Source organism: Aquimarina brevivitae (genome assembly GCF_004216895.1).
Classification (GTDB): domain Bacteria; phylum Bacteroidota; class Bacteroidia; order Flavobacteriales; family Flavobacteriaceae; genus Aquimarina; species Aquimarina brevivitae.
Window position 1 is genome coordinate 831,737 of record NZ_SGXE01000001.1, and the last position, 21,797, is coordinate 853,533.

The window sequence follows — 21,797 nt, forward strand, 5'->3', positions numbered from 1 at the left end:
TTAATTCTTTTTCGAAGTTTTTTGTTTTCTTATTAAAAGATAAGATATCTGCGCTACATAATAAAGTCCTGTTAGGGTTAAACCAGAACCTAATAAAATTAGAATATAGACATATGAGATTTCTTTTTGACTTGAAACACCCAAAATTCCTGCAATTAATAAAGGAATCCCTACGGTAAGATATGTTAACCCTAAAGGGAATAAGTGCTGAAAGGCTTTATTTCGAGCTTCTGAATAAATGTGATCAATCAAATTTTTATCATAAACAAATGCACCTATATATTTTAAAGTATTTTTCTTAGACTCTATGTTGAGAATTCTATTTTTTGCGTATTCTACCAAATCATTAGAACTGATGTTCTGCATTTCTGTAGAATGATATTTTTCTCTATTCAATGATAGGAACAACAATTGATGTTTTTGCTGTTCATTTTCAAACTTGTCTAAATAAAATCTAGCAAAGGATTTCACTTCTTTCAAAAATTCTTTCTCGGAATTTAAGCCATAACCTTCTTTAATATATCCATACTCTTCGTAAAAAGAATTAAATCTAATTAAAGTATCATATTCATAATAATATTGATAATTATAATCTGATAGGCTATAAAGGATATTAATTGTAGATTCGATATCATCCTGTGATAAAATTCCTAGACAATATAACTTGATTAAGTGCGCTAAGAACTCTTCTTCAGAATATATTTTAAGAATTATTTTTTGAAGTAGTGATTTCCAATCACGGTCATTATAGTTAATAGCAATCAACTCTGCTATAAAATCATCTTCAGCGATTTTATCGATATAGCAAGGCTGATAGAGATCTTTTTCAAAATCAGCCTTGCTCATATTTCCGGTAAGGACTTTAAATATACTACGTTCTAGATTGTTCATTTTCTTCTTCTTTTCTTTTTCCTTCTCCAGGGTGCATTTTTCTGCCAATCTCCGGCCATAATACACCCATAAGGCATTACTTCATCTTCCACGGTTCCTAATCCGTAGGTTGCCATTTGTTTACGCACCGAATCTGCGTTTTTATAGGCAGTAGGTAACTCTGTAATATCGATTTCTTTAGAGAAAAAACGCACATCTAGTCCTTTTGTTTCTTCTGCAAATACTTGCTCAAAAGTTTTTCCTTCTTTGCTTTTTCGATGTTGCGTTCTGCTCATATTACGTCCTGCTCCGTGTGGTGCAAAACCAAGGTTGTTATCCGTAGTCTCACCGCTTACAATCAATACCGGTTCTGACATATTCAACGGAATCAAGCGCGGTCCTGTAATATCTGGCATAAATTTACTGTCCAGCGGTGTCGCCCCTTTAGCGTGGTAAAACAAGTCCTGATCTTTAAATACAAAGTTATGCTCATTCCAATATCGATCCCATCCGTCGCTATGTAACGCTTGCAGTGTGGCATTATGAATCACCTCGTGATTGGCTTTTGTCCATTTTCTGATGATCTGTAACGCTTGCCAATACAACTGACCTTCTTCTGTATCATATGGAATCCAGGCGTTTTGCTTCAAGGTTTCAGGAGACAACTCTTTTCTGAACCGTTCTGCAATTTTCATTCCTTGTGTGTAAAGATTCGCTCCCACACCTCTAGAACCATGATGGGTGATCATCATGGTATTACCAGTTTCCTTAGATATTCCAACAAACAAAAAGTGATTTCCATCTCCTTGAGTCCCTAGATGCGATCGCGCTGCCTGAATCATCTTTTCGTTATTTAGCATATAATTGCTTTCAAAATCTTTTAATAATTCTTCCGGAAATCGGTATTGCGTGTCTCGATCTCTACCTCCAGGTCCAAAATGGGTGTTTTGATGTGCAGCATCCAATACTTTTTTAGGATCCATTTTACCAAAATCTGTCAACATCACCGAGCAACAAATATCTGCACTATGCATCCCTGGATGTATCGCATTTTTAGCAACAGCCACTCCACCAACAGGTATTGTTCCTGTAGGCCCAGTAGGGCAGGCATCGGGCATAATGGCTCCATTGACCAAAGTTGGCGTTTTCATCAGCGTTTCCATAGTGGCTACTACGCTATTCACATTGCTCTGCTCTAACTCATTTTCTGCTTCGATATTGATGGCAAAATCAGCAGCTTTTTGATGCAAATCAATGGTCGGCGGAGATTTAAATTGCTCCAGATAATTCAGCATTTCTTTACCTTGTAACTGCTGGGCATTGATATGTGCAATTGCTTCAGGAAACCATTTTCCGGATTTGAAGCCTAAATCGATAAGTGTTTTTCCTGTAATCATTTTAGTTTAATATATTTTGTTTAATTTCTTTGATTATTTTTAAAAATGCTTCTTTCCTTAAATACGCATTGAATATACTGCTGGAAGCGTCTTTAAACTTTGATGATTGAATTTCTTCTATTAAGATATCCAAGTTGGTAATAATTTCCTCTTTATCATAATAGGAAATAGTTTCCTGTATTACCTCTTTTGAAAAATCAAAAGCATCAATACCGCAGCATTCAGCAACACAAAATATTTCCAAATCTTGCCAGAACTCTTTATTTAGTTCTAAATGGATATCTGCAGAATAACTCTTTTGTAGACTCATAATTTTTCTTTTGAAGCTTTGCCGACTCGTTGTTCAGCAGAGCAATTACATAACCAATGTTTTAATATTTATTCTGAAGCAAAAATGTTTGTATACTACGCAACTATTTTGCGTAATAAAAAAAGGCAAGAAGTATCTTGCCTTTGGATCGTATATTTTTAAGTGATATTATCTACTTTCTTAGATAAACCTGCACTTCATCACTTTTTTGCAAGGCATAGGACAATGTTTTGTCGTGGAATGATTTTTCTGGACTGTGATTGGCCAGGGATAATACTTTTGGCAAAGCCATTCCCCAGGAACCTGATCTTTTTGGCTCTCCCGGTAGCACCATCACTACATGACCGTAGGATTGAGAAGTGTCTACAATCAATGCAAGTCCATCATCATTGGCGTGTGCAACTGCTTTGTTCAGGTTGTTTTCATCAATTGGTCCCAGGTTTTCCCACTTTGCAGATCGTTCAATAATAGGCCGAATGCTATCGTAGACCACATATCCTTTCTCTTTATCTACAAATTCTTCAATATTGAAAGATTGCGATACTACTTTAGTAATTGAATTTCTGCATTCATTTCGTGTAGTTGATGCCTTTTTGCACGTAATAAAGTTCTTAACTTCAGCCGCTAAATCGGGTTTTGAAAAGGAAGCAATATTTTTTTCTTCACTATCATTTACAGCTTTTTCTGATTTTTCTTCTGTCTTATCGATGGCCTTGTCATCTTTTTTCGAATTTTCATTTTTACAAGAAAGAAGCGTAATGACTACGAAAAGGCTTGATGTAATTTTTTTGATCATTTCTGATATTTTGGGGGTTATTAGTTGCGTAAAGAAACAAATTCGTGCGATAAAACCCAAAAAGTTGCGATTAGACTATAGCTATTGGTTTGAAATGTGACCTAATATAATGGATTGAGAAAAATGAGGTAGGGTTTTTAATTACGCAAATAAATTGCGTAATTGAACATTTCTTTTGGTATTTACAATTAAACTATGGCACAAAATAAAAATGCGCTGATTCGGTATAAAACAATTGATAGGTGTTTACAGAATTACAATCGTCATTGGACCCTTGAGGACCTGATAGAAGCATGTTCTGATGCGTTGTATGACTATGAAGGTAGAGATATTAATGTTAGCAAACGGACTGTTCAATTAGATATACAGATGATGCGCAGTGATAAATTAGGCTACAATGCACCGATAGAAGTATATGATCGCAAATATTATCGCTATGCAGATCCTGAATATTCCATCACGGATATTCCTTTAACAGAAAACGATATGAATGTGCTGTCTGAAACTGTTGAGATGTTGAAACAGTTTAAGGACTTTTCTTTATTTACGGAGTTAGGTGGTATAATACAGCGTTTAGAAGATAAGGTCTATAGTGAAAAAACACATCAATCCGCTGTTATTCATTTGGATAAGAATGAAAATTTAAAAGGGTTAGAACACCTGGATACGCTTTATCAAGCCATATTAAAAAAGATCGTTTTAAAATTAAAGTACCAGTCTTTTACCGCAAGAAATCCTTCAGATTTTGTATTTCATCCGTTTATCTTAAAAGAATTTAATAACCGATGGTTCTTAGTCGGGAAACCGAACACGAAAAAAAATCAACCTATTATTACTTTGGCGTTAGATAGAATTGTTTCTATCGATTATGATTTGGATATCCCTTATGACAATACGGGATTTAATGGGGATGAGTATTATAAAAATACGATTGGAGTAACCGTACTGCCCGAGGATCAGGTGCAGGAAGTACAGCTAAAAATTGACCGTAGTAATGCCCCCTATGTGGTTACAAAACCTTTTCATCATTCACAGCGTGTGTTAGAAACAAGAGAAGACGGGGCTATTGTAGTTACCCTACAAGTACATATCAATTATGAATTGGAACGTCTAATACTAGGTTTTGGGGATGCTATTGAAGTTCAACAACCAGCTGCGTTGCGCAAGCGTATTCGAAAAAAATTATTGAGAGCTATAGCGAAGTACAACAGATAGATTTACAGTTATTTAGGTATAAATACGGGTTGCTGTTCTGTAGATATTCAGTTACCTTAGAGAAGAAATCTCTTAAACCTAATATTCACATGGAAACTTCCGCAAAAACAGTTAAAAACTTTACAGATTTAGAACAGGTAACTACATCTTATGACGCCGTAGAAGTGTTGCGACACAAACTTCAACAAGACAAACACTTAAGTACATTGCTTAATAAATCCATTGTTCAAGCAAAGATAATTGCTGCCAAGACACTGGATTCAGCGCTGTTTCAAGCATTGCAATGGCCGATGAATAACGAAGAATATTTAGAATATTTAACCTGGTTCGCCCGATGGACACCCAACCAAAGTGGATCCGAAGCGTGGAAAAGACCTGGTCATTACGATCAAAACCAGGAAGTATATGATCGGTTATGTCATTTTTATTGGCTAATCGACCAAGAAGTTTCGGATACTGGTAGTAAGCTACAAGTTGAGGTGCAAAATAGTCCGTGGTTTAGTAAATGGTTAGTGGTCTACGCTAATTTGTGGGGTAGCTTTTTAGATACTCCAGCCTCATTTAATGACAAAATTTTAGAATCATTTATAAAAAACTCTCCACAATACAATGTTGAAGACTCAATGATTACCGATTCGTATACTGGTAAAAAACGGCCAAATGCTCCAAGTGGTTGGTTGACCTTTAATCAATTTTTTGCCAGAGAATTAAATCCAGGATTGCGTCCTATCAACGTGCCTAATGATAATACCATAATTACCGCTCCAGCAGACTGTACATATAAAGCTACCTATCCTATTGATGCCAATTCTGAGATTAAACAAATTACCATAAAACAAACGCATAGTTACGGTAGTATTGAACAGTTATTGGATAATAGCCCATATAAAGATGATTTTGCTAACGGTACTTTTGTACACTACTTCTTAGGTCCCTATGATTATCACAGGTTCCACACTCCGGTAGCCGGAGAAGTATTAGAATGTAGAGCGGTACGTGGAAAAACATACCTAAACGTAGACATTACAGATCAACAGTTTGATGCGCCCGATGGAGCAGAAGATGGCTACGAGTTTTATCAGGCTCGCGGTATTGTAGTCATAGATACCAAGAACTCGCCTTCAGGAGATATTGGTAAAGTAGCAATAATACCTGTAGGTATGTGCCAGGTTTCTTCTGTGAATATGATAGCGCAACAGCATACTGAATTATTGAAAGGAGATGAATTTGGTTACTTCTTGTTTGGTGGTTCCGATATTATTATGCTATTTCAAGAGGGTATCAATCTGCAATTAAATAAGAAACCTATACATCACAACTATGGAACAAAAGTGGGTGTCTGCACCACTAAGTAGGTTATATAAAAGCCAGTCTAGCACTGGCTTTTTAAAGTTTTAATAAAAGCTTAAGGATTTGCAATCCTTTTTTTGTTTAATTTTATTTCAAAATTGTTAAACAATATAATTGTTTTGCTAACGATAGATGAAGTTGGTATAGGAATTACAATTATTGGAATAAAACCCAGCTATGATAGAAGAAAAAATTTTGCCTCAAAAAAAAATTAATGGTAATCATTTAGAAAATTTTACGATCAATGAAATAGGAGATGATCATTTATATACTTCACTAGAAACCCCGATGCGGAGCGACGCTTTTAAACTTACTAATGATGAGAAAAAGGAAAGAATTGCATCCCTATTTGGTGAGATTATGGATGTTTTAGGATTAGATCGTTCAGATGATTCCTTGCAAGGAACACCAGATAGAGTAGCAAAAATGTATGTAGAAGAAATTTTCTCTGGTCTTGATCCAGCGAATAAACCCAAAATTGCGTTATTTGATAATAAGTATCAATACAACCAAATGTTGGTGGAGAAGAATATTACTTTTTACTCCAATTGCGAACATCATTTTGTCCCTATTATTGGAAAGGCTCACGTAGCTTACATTTCTTCAGGAAAAGTAATAGGATTGTCTAAATTAAATCGAATGGTACAGTATTATGCTAAGCGACCTCAAGTGCAGGAAAGATTGACCAATCAGATTGCCAAAGCATTAGAGGAAATTCTAGAGACAAAAGATATTGCGGTTATTATTGATGCCAAACATTTATGCGTTGCATCACGTGGAGTAAAAGATGACACTTCTTCGACCGTAACAACGTATTATGGTGGCGCATTTAATACGCCCGAAAAAATTACGGAATTACAGAATTATATAAAGGAATAATAGGCTGTAAAGTGATTTGATATGGCCACACTTCTTTTCTTAAGAGTGCTTGTTGATTTTGGCTTAGTGGTATTAGCTTGGTTGGTTCAATTGGTTATTTATCCCTCATTTAGGTATTATGCCGTTGCTGATTTATTACAATGGCATAGTAAATATATGACACGTATATCCATTGTTGTCATACCGCTTATGACATTGCAATTGGTATTCGCTATATACTTTTTAATCCAATTGTATAACGTGCTAAACCTTATCAACTTAGTGCTAATTTTCCTTATTTGGTTGAGTACATTTTTACAGGCAGTACCGCTACATAAAAATATAAGTTTAAAAATTATGCCCCATGCTTCCGCTATAAAACTGGTAAAAATCAATTGGATAAGAACGATATTGTGGACAGTGCTGTGTATTGTTAATAGCTTGACTTACATGGGGTATACCAGCTTTTTTGTTAATAACTGCTAATAATTATTTTTTCATTTTATCCAGATCAGTAGTACATTTAATTTATGATATGCTAACGATTGGTACGTTTTTTGGGGAAAGAAGTTACAATCGTATTAAACAGGGAAAAAACTAAATACTGAATGTTATGCAGTACAAAGTGATTGACGCCAAAAGCCAATACTTTGGCAAAATTTTAGACTTTGCTTCTATTTCAGAATTAACAGATTTAGGCGGAGTGCTATTAAAAATTGAAAAAGATAAAGTTTCACTCTTTAAATTTAATGAGGTAGAATTGGTGTAAAGCCAATTCTACTTTACTTTAGTGCTGTTAACCTGGTCACGTACTTACCGATCACATCAAATTCTAAATTCACTTCCGTACCTACTTTAAAGGTATGAAAGTTAGTATGCTTGTATGTATAGGGTATAATCGCTACACTAAATCCATCTTTTTTAGAATTAACAACAGTTAAGCTAACGCCGTTGACTGTTATAGAACCTTTTTCGATAGTGATATTATGTAAACCTGGATCATAAGCAAAACTAAAGTACCAACTACCATCCACTTCTTCGATTTTGGTACAGGTTGCAGTTTGGTCCACATGACCCTGAACGATGTGTCCATCTAAACGGTCATCGAGTTTCATTCCACGCTCCAGATTGACCAGATCACCTTGCTTTAATTGTTTGAGATTGGTCTTTTCTAGGGTCTCTTTTATGGCAGTTACTGTATATTGATTACCATCAATGGCCACAACTGTAAGACAAACACCATTGTGCGAAACACTTTGGTCGATTTTTAACTCATCAGTAAATTGTGCTTCGACGGTAATGTCAAGGTTTTCTTGCAATGAGATAAGTGAAATTATTTTTCCTTGTTCTTCTATGATACCGGTAAACATAAATGCAAATTATTTAATTAAATTTGTGATCTTAACGTCTAAGGTTTATACTGGGCATCAAAAATACTGATTAAGTAGCACAAATAATGAAGAAGGAAGAAAAATTAAGATTAGGGATTTCCATAGGGGACTTAAATGGAATAGGCAGTGAGGTTGTATTAAAAACCTTTGAGGACAGTCGCATGACAGAGTTTTGCACCCCGGTGATATTTGCGTCGGTAAAAATTCTATCTTTTCTAAAAAGACATTATAAGCTAAGCATTAACTTTCACGGTATAGATAAAACTTCTCAGATCCTGGATGGCAAAGTTAATGTCCTCAATGTTTGGAAAGAACCTGTAGATATTAATTTTGGCAATGAAGACCCCAAGATTGGAGGATATGCTATTAAATCGTTTAAAGCCGCGACTGAAGCTTTAAAGAATGATGAAATTGATGTGTTGGTAACTGCTCCTATTAATAAAAACAGTATCCAAGCAGATGATTTTAAGTTTCCGGGTCATACCGATTACTTAGATCAGCAGCTACAGGGCAATAGCCTTATGTTTATGGTCACTGATGAGCTCAAGGTTGGCTTACTCACAGACCACGTAGCTTTGAAAGATATTGCAAACACCATAACACCTCAATTAATTAAACAAAAGATAGAAACGATTAGTTTAACTTTAAAACAGGATTTTAGAGTTTCAAGACCCAAAATCGCAGTGTTGGGGATTAATCCCCACAGTGGAGATAACGGAGTGATTGGCAAAGAGGATGAAGAAGTTTTAAAACCAACTATTAAAGAACTTAACGAAAGCGGCATACTTGTTTATGGTCCTTATGCAGCCGATAGTTTTTTTGGTTCTGATACTTACAAAAGTTTTGATGCTGTTGTGGCTTCCTACCACGATCAAGGATTGATACCGTTTAAGACGCTTTCTTTTGGTAAAGGCGTAAATTTTACCGCGGGGTTGGATAAAATCAGAACATCGCCAGATCACGGTACAGCTTTTGAAATTGCAGGTCAGAATAAAGCAGATTACAGTTCTTTTGAAGAAGCTGTTTTCACCGCTTTAGAGATTTATAAAAACAGGAGTGAATATAAAAAATTGACGAAAAATCCTTTAAAGAAACAACCCAGAAGAATACAGAAGCGAGAAGAATCTTAATAAATAACCTTATTTGGGCGTATCCCTTTAGTGATACTAAAGGGTCAGGCTTTTTGCTATATCCCTGATAAATCAGGGGATGCCGCTTCAATCCTTTACGCAGATTCGGTGAAATGGCTTTAAAAAGCAGTAATAAATTCATCCTCACTAACTTTCTGGTATAATTTTAATTACAAATAGGCATTAGTAACTATTTTTTGTTATCTTTGCACCCGCCTTTTACCAAATCGGTGGGCAACTGGAAGCATAGAAGAAATGAAACAACTAAAAGAGTACACCATACCCTTTGTTGGACTGAAGCAAGGAATACACCAGTTTGAGTATACGATTGATAATTCGTTCTTTGAACATTTTGAGTATGATGAATTTAACGCCGCTGACGTATCCTTGGTGATTGAATTCAACAAAAAAGCAACGATGTTGGAGCTTTTGTTTAAAGCAAGTGGTACAGTAAATGTCAATTGCGATAAAACAAATGAACCCTACGATCAAAGCATTGAAAGTGAATTGTTTTTAGTGATTAAATTTGGAGACGAGTTTAATGATGAAAACGAAGATCTGCTGATTCTGCCTCACGGAGAATTTGAAGTAAATGTAGCGCAATACGTTTATGAGTTAATTGTTTTGGCCGTTCCATCAAAGCGAATCCATCCAGGAGTCAAAGACGGAACATTGCAATCAGATATACTCAAAAAATTAGAAGAACTCAGTCCAAAGGAAAAGAAAAATGATGACCAGAATGAGGAAACAGATCCTCGCTGGGATAAATTAAAAAATTTATTAAACGATAAATAATAGCTAAGCAATGGCACATCCTAAAAGAAAAATCTCAAAAACGAGAAGAGATAAAAGAAGAACACATTACAAGGCGTCTGTACCTCAAATAGCTACAGATCCAACAACAGGAGAGGCTCATTTATACCATAGAGCACACTGGCACGAAGGTAAATTATACTATCGTGGACAGATTGTAATTGATAATACTGAGGAAGAAGTAGCCTAAGTATTCTGTTAAAATTTAAGAAGAGCTCTCACAGTTTGTGAGAGTTTTTTTGTTTTTAGTTGAATATGTGTCAAAATCCGATTATTTTGCGCCATATTTGTATATAATTTAGTAATTTCAACGAATTTTCAAGCAATTTTTTGCTCCATTCGTGGAACTAAAACAACAATATGAGTAAAATCACAGCAGCTATAACCGCTGTAGGCGCTTATGTGCCAGACTACGTATTAACCAATAAGATTCTTGAAACAATGGTTGATACAAACGACGAGTGGATTACGACTCGCACAGGTATCAAGGAAAGAAGAATTCTTAAGGAAGAGGGCAAAGGGGCATCTTTTTTAGGTATCAAAGCCGCCGAAGACTTGATTAAAAAAGCGAACTTGGATCCTAAGGATATTGATATGGTGATTTTTGCGACAGCAACACCTGATATGCCTGTAGCTGCTTCGGCTGCCTATGCTGCTACTGAGATAGGAGCGGTTAATGCATTTTCATATGATTTACAAGCAGCTTGCTCTAGCTTTCTTTATGGAATGTCTACAGCAGCGCGATATATAGAATCTGGTAGGTATAAAAAAGTACTACTAATAGGAGCAGATAAAATGTCTTCTATAATTGATTATACGGATCGTGCAACCTGTATCATTTTTGGAGATGGAGGCGGAGCCGTATTATTTGAACCTAACGAAGACGGTTTAGGCTTACAGGATGAATATTTGCGAACTGATGCCGTTGGGCGAGAGTTCCTTAAAATTGAAGCTGGAGGGTCTATATTACCAGCGTCCCATGAAACCGTAGATAAAAAGCAACATTTTGTGCAACAAGATGGGAAATCCGTATTTAAATACGCGGTTTCTAATATGGCAGAAGCAAGTGCCAAGATAATGGAGCGTAATGATCTTACCTCTGATGATGTGGATTGGTTAGTAGCGCATCAAGCAAACAAAAGAATTATTGACGCTACTGCCAATAGGATGGGATTAAAGGACGACGATAAAGTTTTAATCAATATCCATAGATATGGTAATACAACTTCAGCAACCTTACCATTATTACTTAGTGATTACGAAAAACAACTTAAAAAAGGAGATAATATCATCTTTGCCTCTTTTGGAGGAGGTTTTACCTGGGGTGCCATTTATTTAAAATGGGCCTATAATTCTTAGAAACAACTAAACACACACAATACCGCAATATTATGGATTTAAAGGAAATTCAGAATTTAATTAAATTCGTTGCTAAGTCTGGAGCCAGCGAAGTAAAATTAGAGATGGATGATGTTAAAATCACCATTAAAACTGGGTCAGACGAAGGTAAAGAAACAACAATCGTACAGCAAATACCAGTGGGAGGAAACGTTGCGCCACAGCAAATGGTTCCTACCCAGACTGCACCAACCCCAGCAGCAACACCTGAGCCCGCAGCGCCAGCTAAATCAGCTGATAGTGCTACTGAGGATGATTCAAAATACATAACTGTAAAGTCACCTATCATAGGAACTTTCTATAGAAAGCCTTCTCCAGATAAGCCAACTTTTGTTGAGGTAGGAGATAAAATTAAGGAGGGTGATGTGCTTTGTATTATCGAAGCCATGAAACTTTTTAATGAGATCGAGAGTGAAGTATCAGGAACGGTAGTAAAAGTTCTTGTAGATGATTCTTCTCCTGTAGAGTTTGATCAACCATTATTTTTAGTTGATCCTTCATAATTAATCACAAAATTTCAAATCCAGGTTTCGGAACTAATTTTCCGAAAGTTGTTTTTTGGATATTGTAAATTTTAAGAAGTTATGTTTAAAAAAATTCTAATTGCTAACAGAGGAGAAATAGCGATGCGAGTGATTCGTACCTGTAAGGAAATGGGTATCAAAACCGTCGCCGTATATTCTACCGCTGATAGAGATAGTTTACACGTACGCTTTGCAGATGAAGCCGTATGTATAGGTCCAGCACCCAGTTCCGAGTCTTATCTTAAAATGGCGAATATCATTGCTGCAGCAGAAATCACTAATGCAGATGCCATACATCCAGGTTATGGATTCTTATCAGAAAATGCTAAATTTTCTAAGATTTGTCAGGAGCACGAGATAAAATTTATCGGTGCAAGCCCTGAGATGATTGAAAAAATGGGAGACAAGGCTACTGCGAAGGCTACCATGAAAGAAGCCGGAGTACCTTGTGTACCGGGGAGTGATGGCATAATTCCTGATTTTGATACCTGTAAAAAAGTAGCTAAAGAAACAGGCTACCCAGTAATGCTTAAAGCTAGTGCTGGTGGTGGTGGAAAAGGTATGCGCGCGGTTTGGAAAGAAGAAGATTTACAAGCGGCTTGGGAATCGGCCAGAAAAGAAAGTAAAGCTGCCTTTGGTAACGATGATATGTATATGGAAAAGCTCATTGAAGAGCCACGCCATATTGAGATTCAAATCGTAGGCGATAGTAATGGTACTGCTTGTCATCTATCTGAGCGAGATTGTTCAGTACAGCGTAGACACCAAAAACTTACCGAAGAGACACCTTCACCATTTATGACTGATGAACTTAGAGAAAAAATGGGTGAAGCTGCAGTAAAAGCTGCAGAGTATATCAAGTATGAAGGAGCCGGAACGGTGGAATTTTTAGTGGATAAGCACCGAAACTTCTACTTTATGGAGATGAACACTCGTATCCAAGTAGAGCATCCAATTACAGAACAAGTTGTGGATTACGATTTGATTCGTGAGCAAATTCTTGTAGCTGCTGGTGTGCCTATTTCAGGAAAAAATTATTATCCGCAATTGCATTCTATTGAGTGTCGAATCAATGCAGAGGATCCTTATAAAGACTTTAGGCCTTCGCCTGGTAGAATTACCAATCTACATTTGCCAGGAGGTCACGGTGTTCGTGTAGATACGCACGTATACAGTGGGTATATTATACCACCAAATTATGATTCTATGATTGCGAAGTTGATCACCACAGCGCAAACTAGAGAAGAAGCGATTAACAAGATGAAGCGAGCACTTGATGAATTTGTAATTGAAGGTATTAAAACTACCGTACCGTTCCATAGACAATTGATGGACCATCCAGATTATATCTCTGGTAATTATACCACCAAATTTATGGAGGACTTCAAAATGGAAGATCCAGAAGATTAATGATAAAGCCTCTGAAAAGAGGCTTTTTTATTATAAACTTCCGTCGTTTAATACCTAGATAAATTCATGAATTTAAGTTATTGGGAATATAAATCCTGGCTATCTCATATCGATTTTACCATCATTGGTAGCGGAATAACCGGATTGTCTTGTGCGCTGCAATTAAGAAATAAACATCCTAAGGCTAATATCCTAATTTTGGAAAAAGGAATGTTACCCAATGGCGCAAGTACAAAAAATGCTGGGTTTGCTTGTTTTGGTAGTATTTCAGAAATACTTGATGACCTTAAGAGACATACAGAACAAGAAGTAATCGATTTAGTCACTAAACGCGTACAAGGGCTTCAATTGCTACGCCACAGTTTAGGAGACGACGCAATAGACTATCAGCAACACGGGGGATTTGAATATTTTTTAGAAAAAGAAGAAGAATTATATGCTAAATGTTTGGAGCGTCAACCCTATGTCAATGCTTTACTACAGTCTATTTTTAAGGATGATGTTTTTGCGACAGTGTCTGATGCTTTTGGTTTTAAGAAAGTAAAAAACCAAGCGATTTATAATCGTTTTGAAGGTCAAATCGATACAGGTCGGATGATGGAAGCGTTGTTAAAAAAGGCACAAGCTCAGCATATTAAAATTCTAAATTGTTGTCAAGTTACCGATATTGAGGATACTGCGGGTGGGGTAGCTGTAAAGACCAGTCATTTTGATTTTAAATCCGATAAGGTGTTTATAGCTACTAATGGTTTTGCCGCTAATTTAGGTATAAAAGATACCAAACCAGCTCGGGCTCAAGTGTTAATAACTACTCCAATCAAAGATTTACATATCAAAGGAACCTTTCATTTGGATGAGGGCTATTACTACTTTCGTAATATCGAAAATAGGATACTATTCGGAGGCGGTAGAAATTTAGATTTTAAAGCAGAAGAAACAACTTCACTGCAGCAAACCCCATTGATACAAGATAAGTTAGAAGAGATTTTAAAAGAGGTGATATTACCAAATCATTCTTTTAATATACCACATAGATGGAGCGGTATCATGGGTGTTGGCGATCAAAAAAGACCAATACTAAAACAGCTAAGTGCTAATGTGTACTGCGGAGTACGACTAGGAGGTATGGGTGTAGCCATTGGTAGTTTGGTAGGTAAGGAATTGGCCGATCAGTTGGATTAACTCTATTTTCTATTTATTTAAGGATCTTTCTCTGTTTTAAAATTAAGAAATCACGGAAAACCGTTAGGCTATTTTAATTCATGACGTTTATTTTTAAAATCAAACAAAAGCACCAAAGCGGATGCTTTTCGTGATAATGATTAATTTAAATTCTTAAAACTATGATCAAATCAATCTTAAATTTAGAAGGGGTTAAAAAACTAAACAAGCGAGAAAAGCTAACAGTAAATGGAGGTGATAGAACGGACTATGAAATTTGTCTTTCAACTTGCGCAGGAACTTGTAATATTTTTGGTAGATGTTTTTACCATATTAAATAATTTCTTTTTAAAAAGAAGAGTTTGTAAAAGGAGGTGATTTTTCATCTCCTTTTTTTGATCCTATTACAGGTTATAAATTTTCGATTTCCTTCAAAACAAAGCTTAAAAATAGTACATTACCTTCCTATTAATTTTGCACTGTATACTTTGGACTGTAGAGAAATCAAAACATATCTAAAAACCTATTGCCAGGAGCATATTGACCAACGTATGTTGCGTATACAAAAGACTATTGCAGATATACAGGAGTCTTTGAGCTCAGAAACCAAAAGTTCTGCAGGGGACAAACACGAAACTGGTAGAGCAATGTTGCAATTAGAACGTGAAAAAGCGGGAACTCAACTGGCAGAGATAGAAAAACTCCAAGAGGCACTTCATAAAGTAGATACGTCTAAAACCTATCAAACGGTTGGACTGGGTAGTATAGTTAACTGTAGTACAGCTACTTATTTTATAAGTATATCTGTAGGTAAGATCGATTGCAATTCCCAAATATACTATGCGATTGCACCTAATACTCCCATGGGTAAGCTCCTTTTAGGAAAAAAAGTCAAGGACAGTATCGTTTTTAATGGTAATGAAATAGTGATTGAGGAGATTTTTTAATTTGTAGCCAATGACACTTAGCTTTGTAGATATTATCAATATTGTGGGAATCACGCTAAGCTTTGTACTTGCACTTCTAATTCTATTTTCTAAGTTTTTTAGATCGACCACGAACCAGTATCTCGGATTTACAATTTTAATTATTGCAATCATTGGCCTTAATAATTGGTTTTGGGATATTAATAAGCATCCTAAGATAATTTCACTATTGGACATTCCACTTTGGCAATTTTTGTATCCAGTTACGCTTTTTATGTTCTTTTATAAAAGTGCTAAAGGAAATTGGATCGCTAGCTCCTGGTACAAATTATTGTTTATACCGTTTGTTGTTTTAAGCTTGCTTAATGGTATCATTACCTTTCAAAATATTTTTAAACTTTACAGTTTGCCCATCCTGACACAAGAAGTGGTAACCACATTTTATAAAGGAATAAGTTTACTAACGGCAATATTTCCGATAACAATGATGTTGTTGTCAGTACCCTTAGTCTTTTCTAAAGTAAAAAGAGATGCTGCAAAATGGTTGCGGTGGATATGGACAGGGATGACATTTTTGATAGTTTATGGACTTTTTTTAGAGGCAGGGCGCTTCTTTACGAACCAAAAAATGTCACTACAAGTACTTTGGGTTTTTGTAACCCTGTTTATTAGTTGGATGTCTTATTTAGGACTATATAAATTCAAGTTGTCAAACGATAGATATCAGATCCGATTATTGCATCGATCCGAATCTCAAAAACAGACTAAGAAAGGCAATTCCTATTTCAATGAAATAATTCGATTGTTGTCGGAGGATAAACTTTATAGAGACCCAAATTTGACAAGAGATACACTCGCTGAGCGATTAGGAATAAGTGCGGGTTATGTATCACAAATCATTACTGCAGAGACTAAAGATAATTTTACTTCATTGATCAACCAGTATAGAATTGAAGATGTGCAATACATGCTTACCAATCCAGAGTTTGATCAATACAGTATTGTAGCCATTGGTTTAGAAGCAGGTTTTAGTTCAAAAACTACTTTTTTTCAGGCGTTTAAAAAAGCAACTGGATATACACCTAATGCGTACAAAAAAGAACAAAGAGGTTCGGATTTGTAAAAAGCTAACATTCCCGAACTTTCAAAATAGCTGATGATCATAGGTTTGTAGCAAATCATTAAAACTACACCAAATGATCACATGTATTAAAACTTTTCAAACCCTTACATTATTATTACTTACTTTTTTTGGTTCCTACGCACAGACGGTGGCTATCGATAATGTGAATATTATTACGATGCATACTGAAAAAGTCTTAGAGCGGCAACGTATCATTATTGAAGATGGTATAATTGTAGCCATTGAGCCATCGACTAATCCAACAAAAATAAAAGTAGATCAAGTTATCAACGGGGATAATAACTACTTGATACCCGGACTTGCTGAAACGCATTACCACTTGCAAAATGGAATAGAGCGCGAGAGTAAGTTGATGTTAGCTAATGGTATCACCACCGTGGTTAATATGGCAGAAGAACCACAATATGATCAAATCGATATAAGAGAAAAAGCCAATTCCGGTCGTTTTTTGGCACCTCATTACTATACTACAGGACCGTATTTAATGGCTTCAAATTTAGACACTAAGAGTAAGATCGATTCTATAATTACCAATCATAAAAACAGAGGTTATGATTTTTTGAAACTTGCAGATAATCTTCCTCAGCAATTGTATTCGTATCTTTTGCAACAAGTGGATATCCAAGGAATACCTGTCATAGGGCACGGCCAACGCAAATTACCGCTTCGATATTCTTTGCGTATGAAAAATATTGCTCACATAGAGGAGTTTATGAATATCTTCACCAAAGCCCAAAGAAATGACGATAACTACTTGCAAAAGGTTGCTCTACAAATACGGCAAAGTGGCGTATATGTTTCTCCAACCCTAGGTGTTTTTGAAATGATAATGAATTATGCCGACGATCAAAAGCTAGAAAGCTATAAGCAAAGAGAAGAGTTAAAATATTTGCCTGTAGCGTATTTCAATTTCTGGACATCAGACACTATAAAGTTTCGAAAAAGCAAATGGTTTACGGCGCCTGAATCGTTACAGCGATTAGAAGCGGAATTAGCGTGGCAGCAACATTTTACTCATATTTTAAATAAAGCAGGTGTTCATCTATTAGCTGGTAGTGATACTTATGGTTTGTTTTTACCAGGATTCACGATACATCACGAACTTCAACTGATGGTCGATGCTGGATTGACTCCTTACGAAGCACTATTAACTGCTACCGTAAATCCGGCCAGATATTTAGGTAAATACGCTGTTAGTGGAACTATAGAAGTAGGAAAAAAAGCCGATTTGGTTATGCTAAGAAACAACCCTTTGGAGGCTATTGAAAACACTAAAACTATTGCAGGATTGTTTTTTAAAGGAAAATGGTTTGATAGACCAAGGTTAGATGCCTTGTTGGATGAGGTGGAAAAAAGTAGATAACTATTATCTCCTCTTATTTGAATTTGGTTTGGTAACTATTTTATATAGGTCCTCCAAGTAATGCTAGTGCAATTAATTCTAATAAGAGGAGTTTTTAATTCGGACAAATTGAAGAAAACCATTTTTTTAGTTGTACAGCCATAATCGTTTGATTGATTAATTCTTGGATGTCAACTAATTCTTGCTTATTTACAGCCAAATCAATTTTTGAAGAAGGAGTTCTTAGTAATAAATTTCTACACTGGTCACTATGTTTACAATGCTCGCAACCTGTAGTGGATAACACTTGTACACAATAACTAGAAAATTCTTGCAGCTCAGCAAGGGTTAATAAAAATCCGGTATCTCTAAATACCAACTGTACTTTGTCCTTGACTTCAGTATGTTGATTCCAGAAAAAGGAAATGCCGATTGCGTTACTATAAATTTTTTGAAATGTACTCATCAGACTATTTTAGCTCAAAAATAAAAATTATTTAGAATAAATCTAAATAAAAATTACTAAGCTTTTATATCTTTTAATTTCAATTGAAGATTCTTGCGACCATTCCATACATTTTCATCTATGGTATACGCGATATTGAAGCGATTGTTGTTTTGAATAAGATTACTTTTGGCTCCTAAATTAAAACCAATGGCATCGATAGCGGTTCCATTTTTTTCAATTTTACATTTTAGATGCTTACCATCTTCTCCTACACCTTTACCATAGCCGGTATCTTTAACACTTTCAGTAGCAAAAACAGGAGTCATATTGCCTGGACCAAACGGGGCAAATTGGGATAGGATTCTATACAGTTTATCAGTGATTTGCCAGGGTTCTATGACCATATCTATGGTAACTTCTGGTGTTAATAAAGCCTTGTCAATGGTTGAAGATACCACTTCTTCAAATTTTTGTTTAAAATCCGGAAATTGCTGCTCGGTCAAGGTCAAGCCAGCTGCATATTTATGCCCACCAAATTGTAGGATATGGTCAGCACACGCCTCCAGCGCATTATACACATCAAATCCCTTTACGGATCGTGCTGAAGCAGCTAGTTTATCACCACTTTTAGTAAACACCAAGGTGGGTCTATAATAGGTTTCTGTTAACCGCGAAGCTACAATTCCTATAACACCTTTGTGCCAATCTTCTTGATAGACCACCGTAGTAAAACAATCTGTTTCTTTGTTCGTTTCAATTTGTATTAAAGCTTCCTGGGTTATGGTTTTATCAGCATCTTTTCGATCGCTATTATAAAGTTCAATTTCTGACGCGTATTGCAATGCAATAGCGGGGTCGGTTTCTGTAAGTAAGTCCACAGCGTGTTGACCGTGCTTCATTCGACCTGCAGCATTAATCCTGGGGGCTATGATAAAAACGACATCTGTGATTGTCAAAAATTCTTTTTTTACCTGGGTAAGCATGGCTTTGAACCCCATTCTTGGCGCGGTATTTATTACCTGTAATCCGTGATACGCCAATACCCTGTTTTCATCTGTTATCGGAACAATATCAGCTCCTATAGCTGTGGCAACTAAATCAAGATAAGGCAACAGGTCTTGTATAGTTAACTTAAAATGTGGCGCTAAGGCTTGAATGAGTTTAAACCCAACACCACATCCGCATAGCTCTTTATACGGATAAGAACAATCCTCTTGCTTGGGATCCAACACCGCAACTGCATCTGGGATAATGGCACCCGGTCTGTGATGATCGCAGATGATAAAATCAATATTTTTTTCATTGGCATAGGCTACCTTGTCCACGGCTTTAATTCCGCAGTCTAATGCTATGATAAGTGAAATGTTATTGTCGTCAGCATAATCTATTCCTTGATACGAAACCCCATACCCCTCTGCATAACGGTCTGGTATGTAGGTAGCTATATGTGGTGAAAGTGTTTTTAAAAAAGAGGATAATAAAGCTACGGAAGTGGTACCATCCACATCATAATCTCCATACACTAAGATGTTTTCTTCTGCACTAATCGCTTTTAAAATTCGAGACACTGCCTTATCCATATCTTTCATCAAATAAGGATCATACAGATCGTCTAGCGAAGGTCTAAAAAAGTGTTTTGCTTCTTTAAAGGTCTCTATACCACGTTGTACTAATAATGAGGCAATGATTTGATCAACGCCTAAAGCTTTAGACAAATCACTGACCTTGTTGGAATCTGGTTTGGGTTTTATAGTCCACCGCATATACGCAATGTAAGTGTTTTGGAAATGATTCGACAATATATAAAATTCTCATCGCAGTACTTGAATGAAAATTGACATACAAACTACATAATTAATTAGTATTTTACCACCTCAAAGTTGATATAAATTATAATATTCAATATGCCATTAGTAACTCCATTATCCGCAGATCACGATCAGGAAACCAAAGAACTTGCAGAATTTTTTAATGAAACGCTTGGGTTCTGTCCCAATTCGGTATTAACGATGCAACGCAGACCAGCGATATCAAAAGCGTTTATTAACCTAAATAAAGCCGTAATGGCCAATGAGGGTCGTGTTACTTCTGCGCTAAAACGAATGATTGCCTGGGTAAGTAGTAATGCGACAGGATGTCGTTATTGTCAGGCCCACGCGATACGAGCTGCGGAGCGTTATGGTGCAGAGCAGGAGCAATTGGATAATATCTGGGAATATAAGACCCATCCTGCCTTTAGTGATGCCGAGCGTGCCGCTCTTGATTTTTCGTTAGCCGCTTCTATGGTGCCTAATGCGGTTGACGAAAAGATAAAAGAAGAACTCTATAAGTATTGGGACGAAGGTGAAATTGTTGAAATGCTAGGGGTGATCTCTTTATTTGGTTATCTCAATCGCTGGAATGACTCTATGGGAACCACCGTGGAAGAAGGCGCTATTGAATCCGGAGAAAAATATTTGGGTAAACACGGCTGGGAAAAAGGGAAGCACGTTTAGAAAAAAATGAAATCTATACTATTTACATTATTTCAAACTAAAAAAGGACTTGAATTACTCGATGAGGAGTTTGAAGATGACCTACGAAGAAAAAGCACTATTATTTTTGCTTTATATGCAGTAGTTGTTTTCTTTTTTCAGTTTTCTGTCGAAAACGAATCGAATGGTTTCGCCCTAAATTTTGTAGGGTTGCTATTTACTGTTTTTATTTCAATTCTACTATGCATGCTGGTAGCCTTAATTATTCATAAAATCGGCAAATTATTAGGTGGCAAAGCGAATTATGTAGAGGTAAGTTCCCTTTTAGCTTATGCGATGATTCCAACAATATTAGGTATACTTATTTTAGGCATTTTTAATAAAACTGATATACTGGTGTATGATGTAAACAATGTTTATTTTAGAAGTTTTATACTATTGCTTAGTTGGTCCTTTTCGTTGAAAATTCTTATTCAAGGATTGTTGAAGTTTAATCAATATGATTTAGGTAAAGCATTATTGACTATAAGCCCATTCATTATTAGTATTCTAATAGTAAACGTTGTTTATTAATTTGCTTAAAATGAGGCATAAAAAACTAAAAATCTATCGTCTACGAACAGTAAGAGCTATCGTGCTTTTGATTTTAGGTGTACTGTTTCTGGGGCTTGGCTATTTGGATCTGTTGGATGTGCTGTCTGATAATACTCAAAATATATGTGCACTCTTAGGCCATTCTATACTTTTATTTCCATTATTAGAACTAGTGTCTTGGAAAAACAGGGTGACATATAGCTCCAAATGGCTCTCTTTTACATTGAACGATTGGAAGAGTCACCG

General features: G+C 36.0%; 24 protein-coding genes. 17 read left to right on the plus strand and 7 right to left on the minus strand.

The window, feature by feature from the left end:
- The 4 genes from EV197_RS03350 to EV197_RS03365 all read right to left on the minus strand — a co-directional run bounded on the left by EV197_RS03350 (nucleotide 1) and on the right by EV197_RS03365 (nucleotide 3,373).
- Nucleotides 1-939, minus strand: coding sequence for a hypothetical protein (locus EV197_RS03350; protein ID WP_130285317.1), 939 nt, complete (start codon nucleotides 937-939; stop codon nucleotides 1-3).
- Complete coding sequence (locus tag EV197_RS03355) at nucleotides 888-2,267, minus strand: RtcB family protein (protein ID WP_130285318.1); 1,380 nt, start codon at nucleotides 2,265-2,267, stop codon at nucleotides 888-890. The genes EV197_RS03350 and EV197_RS03355 overlap by 52 nt, the downstream gene beginning before the upstream one ends.
- 1 nt (nucleotide 2,268) lies before the next feature.
- Complete coding sequence (locus EV197_RS03360; RefSeq protein ID WP_130285319.1) at nucleotides 2,269-2,577, minus strand: DUF6331 family protein; 309 nt, start codon at nucleotides 2,575-2,577, stop codon at nucleotides 2,269-2,271.
- Nucleotides 2,578-2,749: 172 nt separating this feature from the next.
- A complete protein-coding gene (locus EV197_RS03365) occupies nucleotides 2,750-3,373 on the minus strand; it encodes a hypothetical protein (RefSeq protein ID WP_130285320.1) in 624 nt (207 codons plus the stop codon).
- 195 nt (nucleotides 3,374-3,568) lie between these two features.
- Between EV197_RS03365 and EV197_RS03370 the strand changes: the two genes are divergently transcribed.
- From EV197_RS03370 to EV197_RS16995, 5 genes are all read left to right on the plus strand, one after another.
- The gene (locus tag EV197_RS03370) at nucleotides 3,569-4,588 is read left to right on the plus strand and encodes a helix-turn-helix transcriptional regulator (protein WP_130285321.1); all 1,020 of its coding nucleotides are present in this window, start codon (nucleotides 3,569-3,571) and stop codon (nucleotides 4,586-4,588) included.
- Between the two features lie 89 nt (nucleotides 4,589-4,677).
- On the plus strand, nucleotides 4,678-5,943 hold the full coding sequence (locus EV197_RS03375; protein WP_130285322.1) for a phosphatidylserine decarboxylase: 1,266 nt from the start codon (nucleotides 4,678-4,680) through the stop codon (nucleotides 5,941-5,943).
- Nucleotides 5,944-6,115: 172 nt separating this feature from the next.
- The gene (gene folE / locus EV197_RS03380) at nucleotides 6,116-6,817 is read left to right on the plus strand and encodes a GTP cyclohydrolase I FolE (RefSeq protein WP_130285323.1); all 702 of its coding nucleotides are present in this window, start codon (nucleotides 6,116-6,118) and stop codon (nucleotides 6,815-6,817) included.
- A gap of 21 nt (nucleotides 6,818-6,838) precedes the next feature.
- Nucleotides 6,839-7,282, plus strand: a complete 444-nt coding sequence (locus EV197_RS03385; RefSeq protein WP_130285324.1) for a hypothetical protein — start codon at nucleotides 6,839-6,841, stop codon at nucleotides 7,280-7,282.
- Between the two features lie 127 nt (nucleotides 7,283-7,409).
- Nucleotides 7,410-7,565, plus strand: a complete 156-nt coding sequence (locus EV197_RS16995; RefSeq protein WP_165388992.1) for a hypothetical protein — start codon at nucleotides 7,410-7,412, stop codon at nucleotides 7,563-7,565.
- Nucleotides 7,566-7,578: 13 nt separating this feature from the next.
- Here EV197_RS16995 and EV197_RS03390 read toward each other — a convergent pair whose 3' ends face one another.
- Nucleotides 7,579-8,166 (minus strand): riboflavin synthase, encoded by a 588-nt coding sequence (locus EV197_RS03390; RefSeq protein ID WP_130285325.1) that lies wholly within the window; start codon nucleotides 8,164-8,166, stop codon nucleotides 7,579-7,581.
- A gap of 86 nt (nucleotides 8,167-8,252) precedes the next feature.
- Between EV197_RS03390 and pdxA the strand changes: the two genes are divergently transcribed.
- From pdxA to EV197_RS03440, 10 genes are all read left to right on the plus strand, one after another.
- Complete coding sequence (gene pdxA, locus EV197_RS03395) at nucleotides 8,253-9,317, plus strand: 4-hydroxythreonine-4-phosphate dehydrogenase PdxA (protein ID WP_130285326.1); 1,065 nt, start codon at nucleotides 8,253-8,255, stop codon at nucleotides 9,315-9,317.
- Between the two features lie 255 nt (nucleotides 9,318-9,572).
- Nucleotides 9,573-10,112 carry a YceD family protein gene (locus EV197_RS03400; protein ID WP_130285327.1) on the plus strand — a complete coding sequence of 180 codons (540 nt, stop codon included), beginning with the start codon at nucleotides 9,573-9,575 and terminating at the stop codon, nucleotides 10,110-10,112.
- A 10-nt stretch (nucleotides 10,113-10,122) separates the two neighbouring features.
- Nucleotides 10,123-10,320, plus strand: a complete 198-nt coding sequence (rpmF, locus tag EV197_RS03405; RefSeq protein WP_024768393.1) for a 50S ribosomal protein L32 — start codon at nucleotides 10,123-10,125, stop codon at nucleotides 10,318-10,320.
- A 170-nt stretch (nucleotides 10,321-10,490) separates the two neighbouring features.
- Nucleotides 10,491-11,489: a beta-ketoacyl-ACP synthase III gene (locus EV197_RS03410; RefSeq protein ID WP_130285328.1), complete on the plus strand. Its 999-nt coding sequence runs from the start codon at nucleotides 10,491-10,493 to the stop codon at nucleotides 11,487-11,489.
- A 32-nt stretch (nucleotides 11,490-11,521) separates the two neighbouring features.
- Complete coding sequence (accB, locus tag EV197_RS03415; protein WP_130285329.1) at nucleotides 11,522-12,031, plus strand: acetyl-CoA carboxylase biotin carboxyl carrier protein; 510 nt, start codon at nucleotides 11,522-11,524, stop codon at nucleotides 12,029-12,031.
- Nucleotides 12,032-12,112: 81 nt separating this feature from the next.
- On the plus strand, nucleotides 12,113-13,462 hold the full coding sequence (gene accC / locus EV197_RS03420; protein ID WP_130285330.1) for an acetyl-CoA carboxylase biotin carboxylase subunit: 1,350 nt from the start codon (nucleotides 12,113-12,115) through the stop codon (nucleotides 13,460-13,462).
- Between the two features lie 66 nt (nucleotides 13,463-13,528).
- Nucleotides 13,529-14,644: an NAD(P)/FAD-dependent oxidoreductase gene (locus tag EV197_RS03425; RefSeq protein WP_130285331.1), complete on the plus strand. Its 1,116-nt coding sequence runs from the start codon at nucleotides 13,529-13,531 to the stop codon at nucleotides 14,642-14,644.
- 467 nt (nucleotides 14,645-15,111) lie between these two features.
- Complete coding sequence (locus EV197_RS03430; protein ID WP_341273009.1) at nucleotides 15,112-15,570, plus strand: GreA/GreB family elongation factor; 459 nt, start codon at nucleotides 15,112-15,114, stop codon at nucleotides 15,568-15,570.
- Nucleotides 15,571-15,580: 10 nt separating this feature from the next.
- On the plus strand, nucleotides 15,581-16,672 hold the full coding sequence (locus EV197_RS03435) for a helix-turn-helix domain-containing protein (protein WP_130285332.1): 1,092 nt from the start codon (nucleotides 15,581-15,583) through the stop codon (nucleotides 16,670-16,672).
- A 73-nt stretch (nucleotides 16,673-16,745) separates the two neighbouring features.
- Nucleotides 16,746-18,056: an amidohydrolase family protein gene (locus EV197_RS03440; RefSeq protein WP_130285333.1), complete on the plus strand. Its 1,311-nt coding sequence runs from the start codon at nucleotides 16,746-16,748 to the stop codon at nucleotides 18,054-18,056.
- 94 nt (nucleotides 18,057-18,150) lie between these two features.
- Here EV197_RS03440 and EV197_RS03445 read toward each other — a convergent pair whose 3' ends face one another.
- Together EV197_RS03445 and recJ are read right to left on the minus strand one after the other, a co-directional pair.
- A complete protein-coding gene (locus EV197_RS03445) occupies nucleotides 18,151-18,501 on the minus strand; it encodes a DUF6686 family protein (RefSeq protein ID WP_130285334.1) in 351 nt (116 codons plus the stop codon).
- A 56-nt stretch (nucleotides 18,502-18,557) separates the two neighbouring features.
- Nucleotides 18,558-20,246, minus strand: coding sequence for a single-stranded-DNA-specific exonuclease RecJ (gene recJ / locus EV197_RS03450; RefSeq protein WP_130285335.1), 1,689 nt, complete (start codon nucleotides 20,244-20,246; stop codon nucleotides 18,558-18,560).
- Nucleotides 20,247-20,387: 141 nt separating this feature from the next.
- On the opposite strand from recJ, the gene EV197_RS03455 reads away from it, so the two are divergent.
- Entirely contained in the window at nucleotides 20,388-20,978 is a 591-nt protein-coding gene (locus EV197_RS03455) for a carboxymuconolactone decarboxylase family protein (RefSeq protein WP_130285336.1), read from the plus strand.
- A 6-nt stretch (nucleotides 20,979-20,984) separates the two neighbouring features.
- Complete coding sequence (locus EV197_RS03460; protein WP_130285337.1) at nucleotides 20,985-21,530, plus strand: Yip1 family protein; 546 nt, start codon at nucleotides 20,985-20,987, stop codon at nucleotides 21,528-21,530.
- The last annotated feature ends 267 nt before the right edge of the window (nucleotides 21,531-21,797 follow it).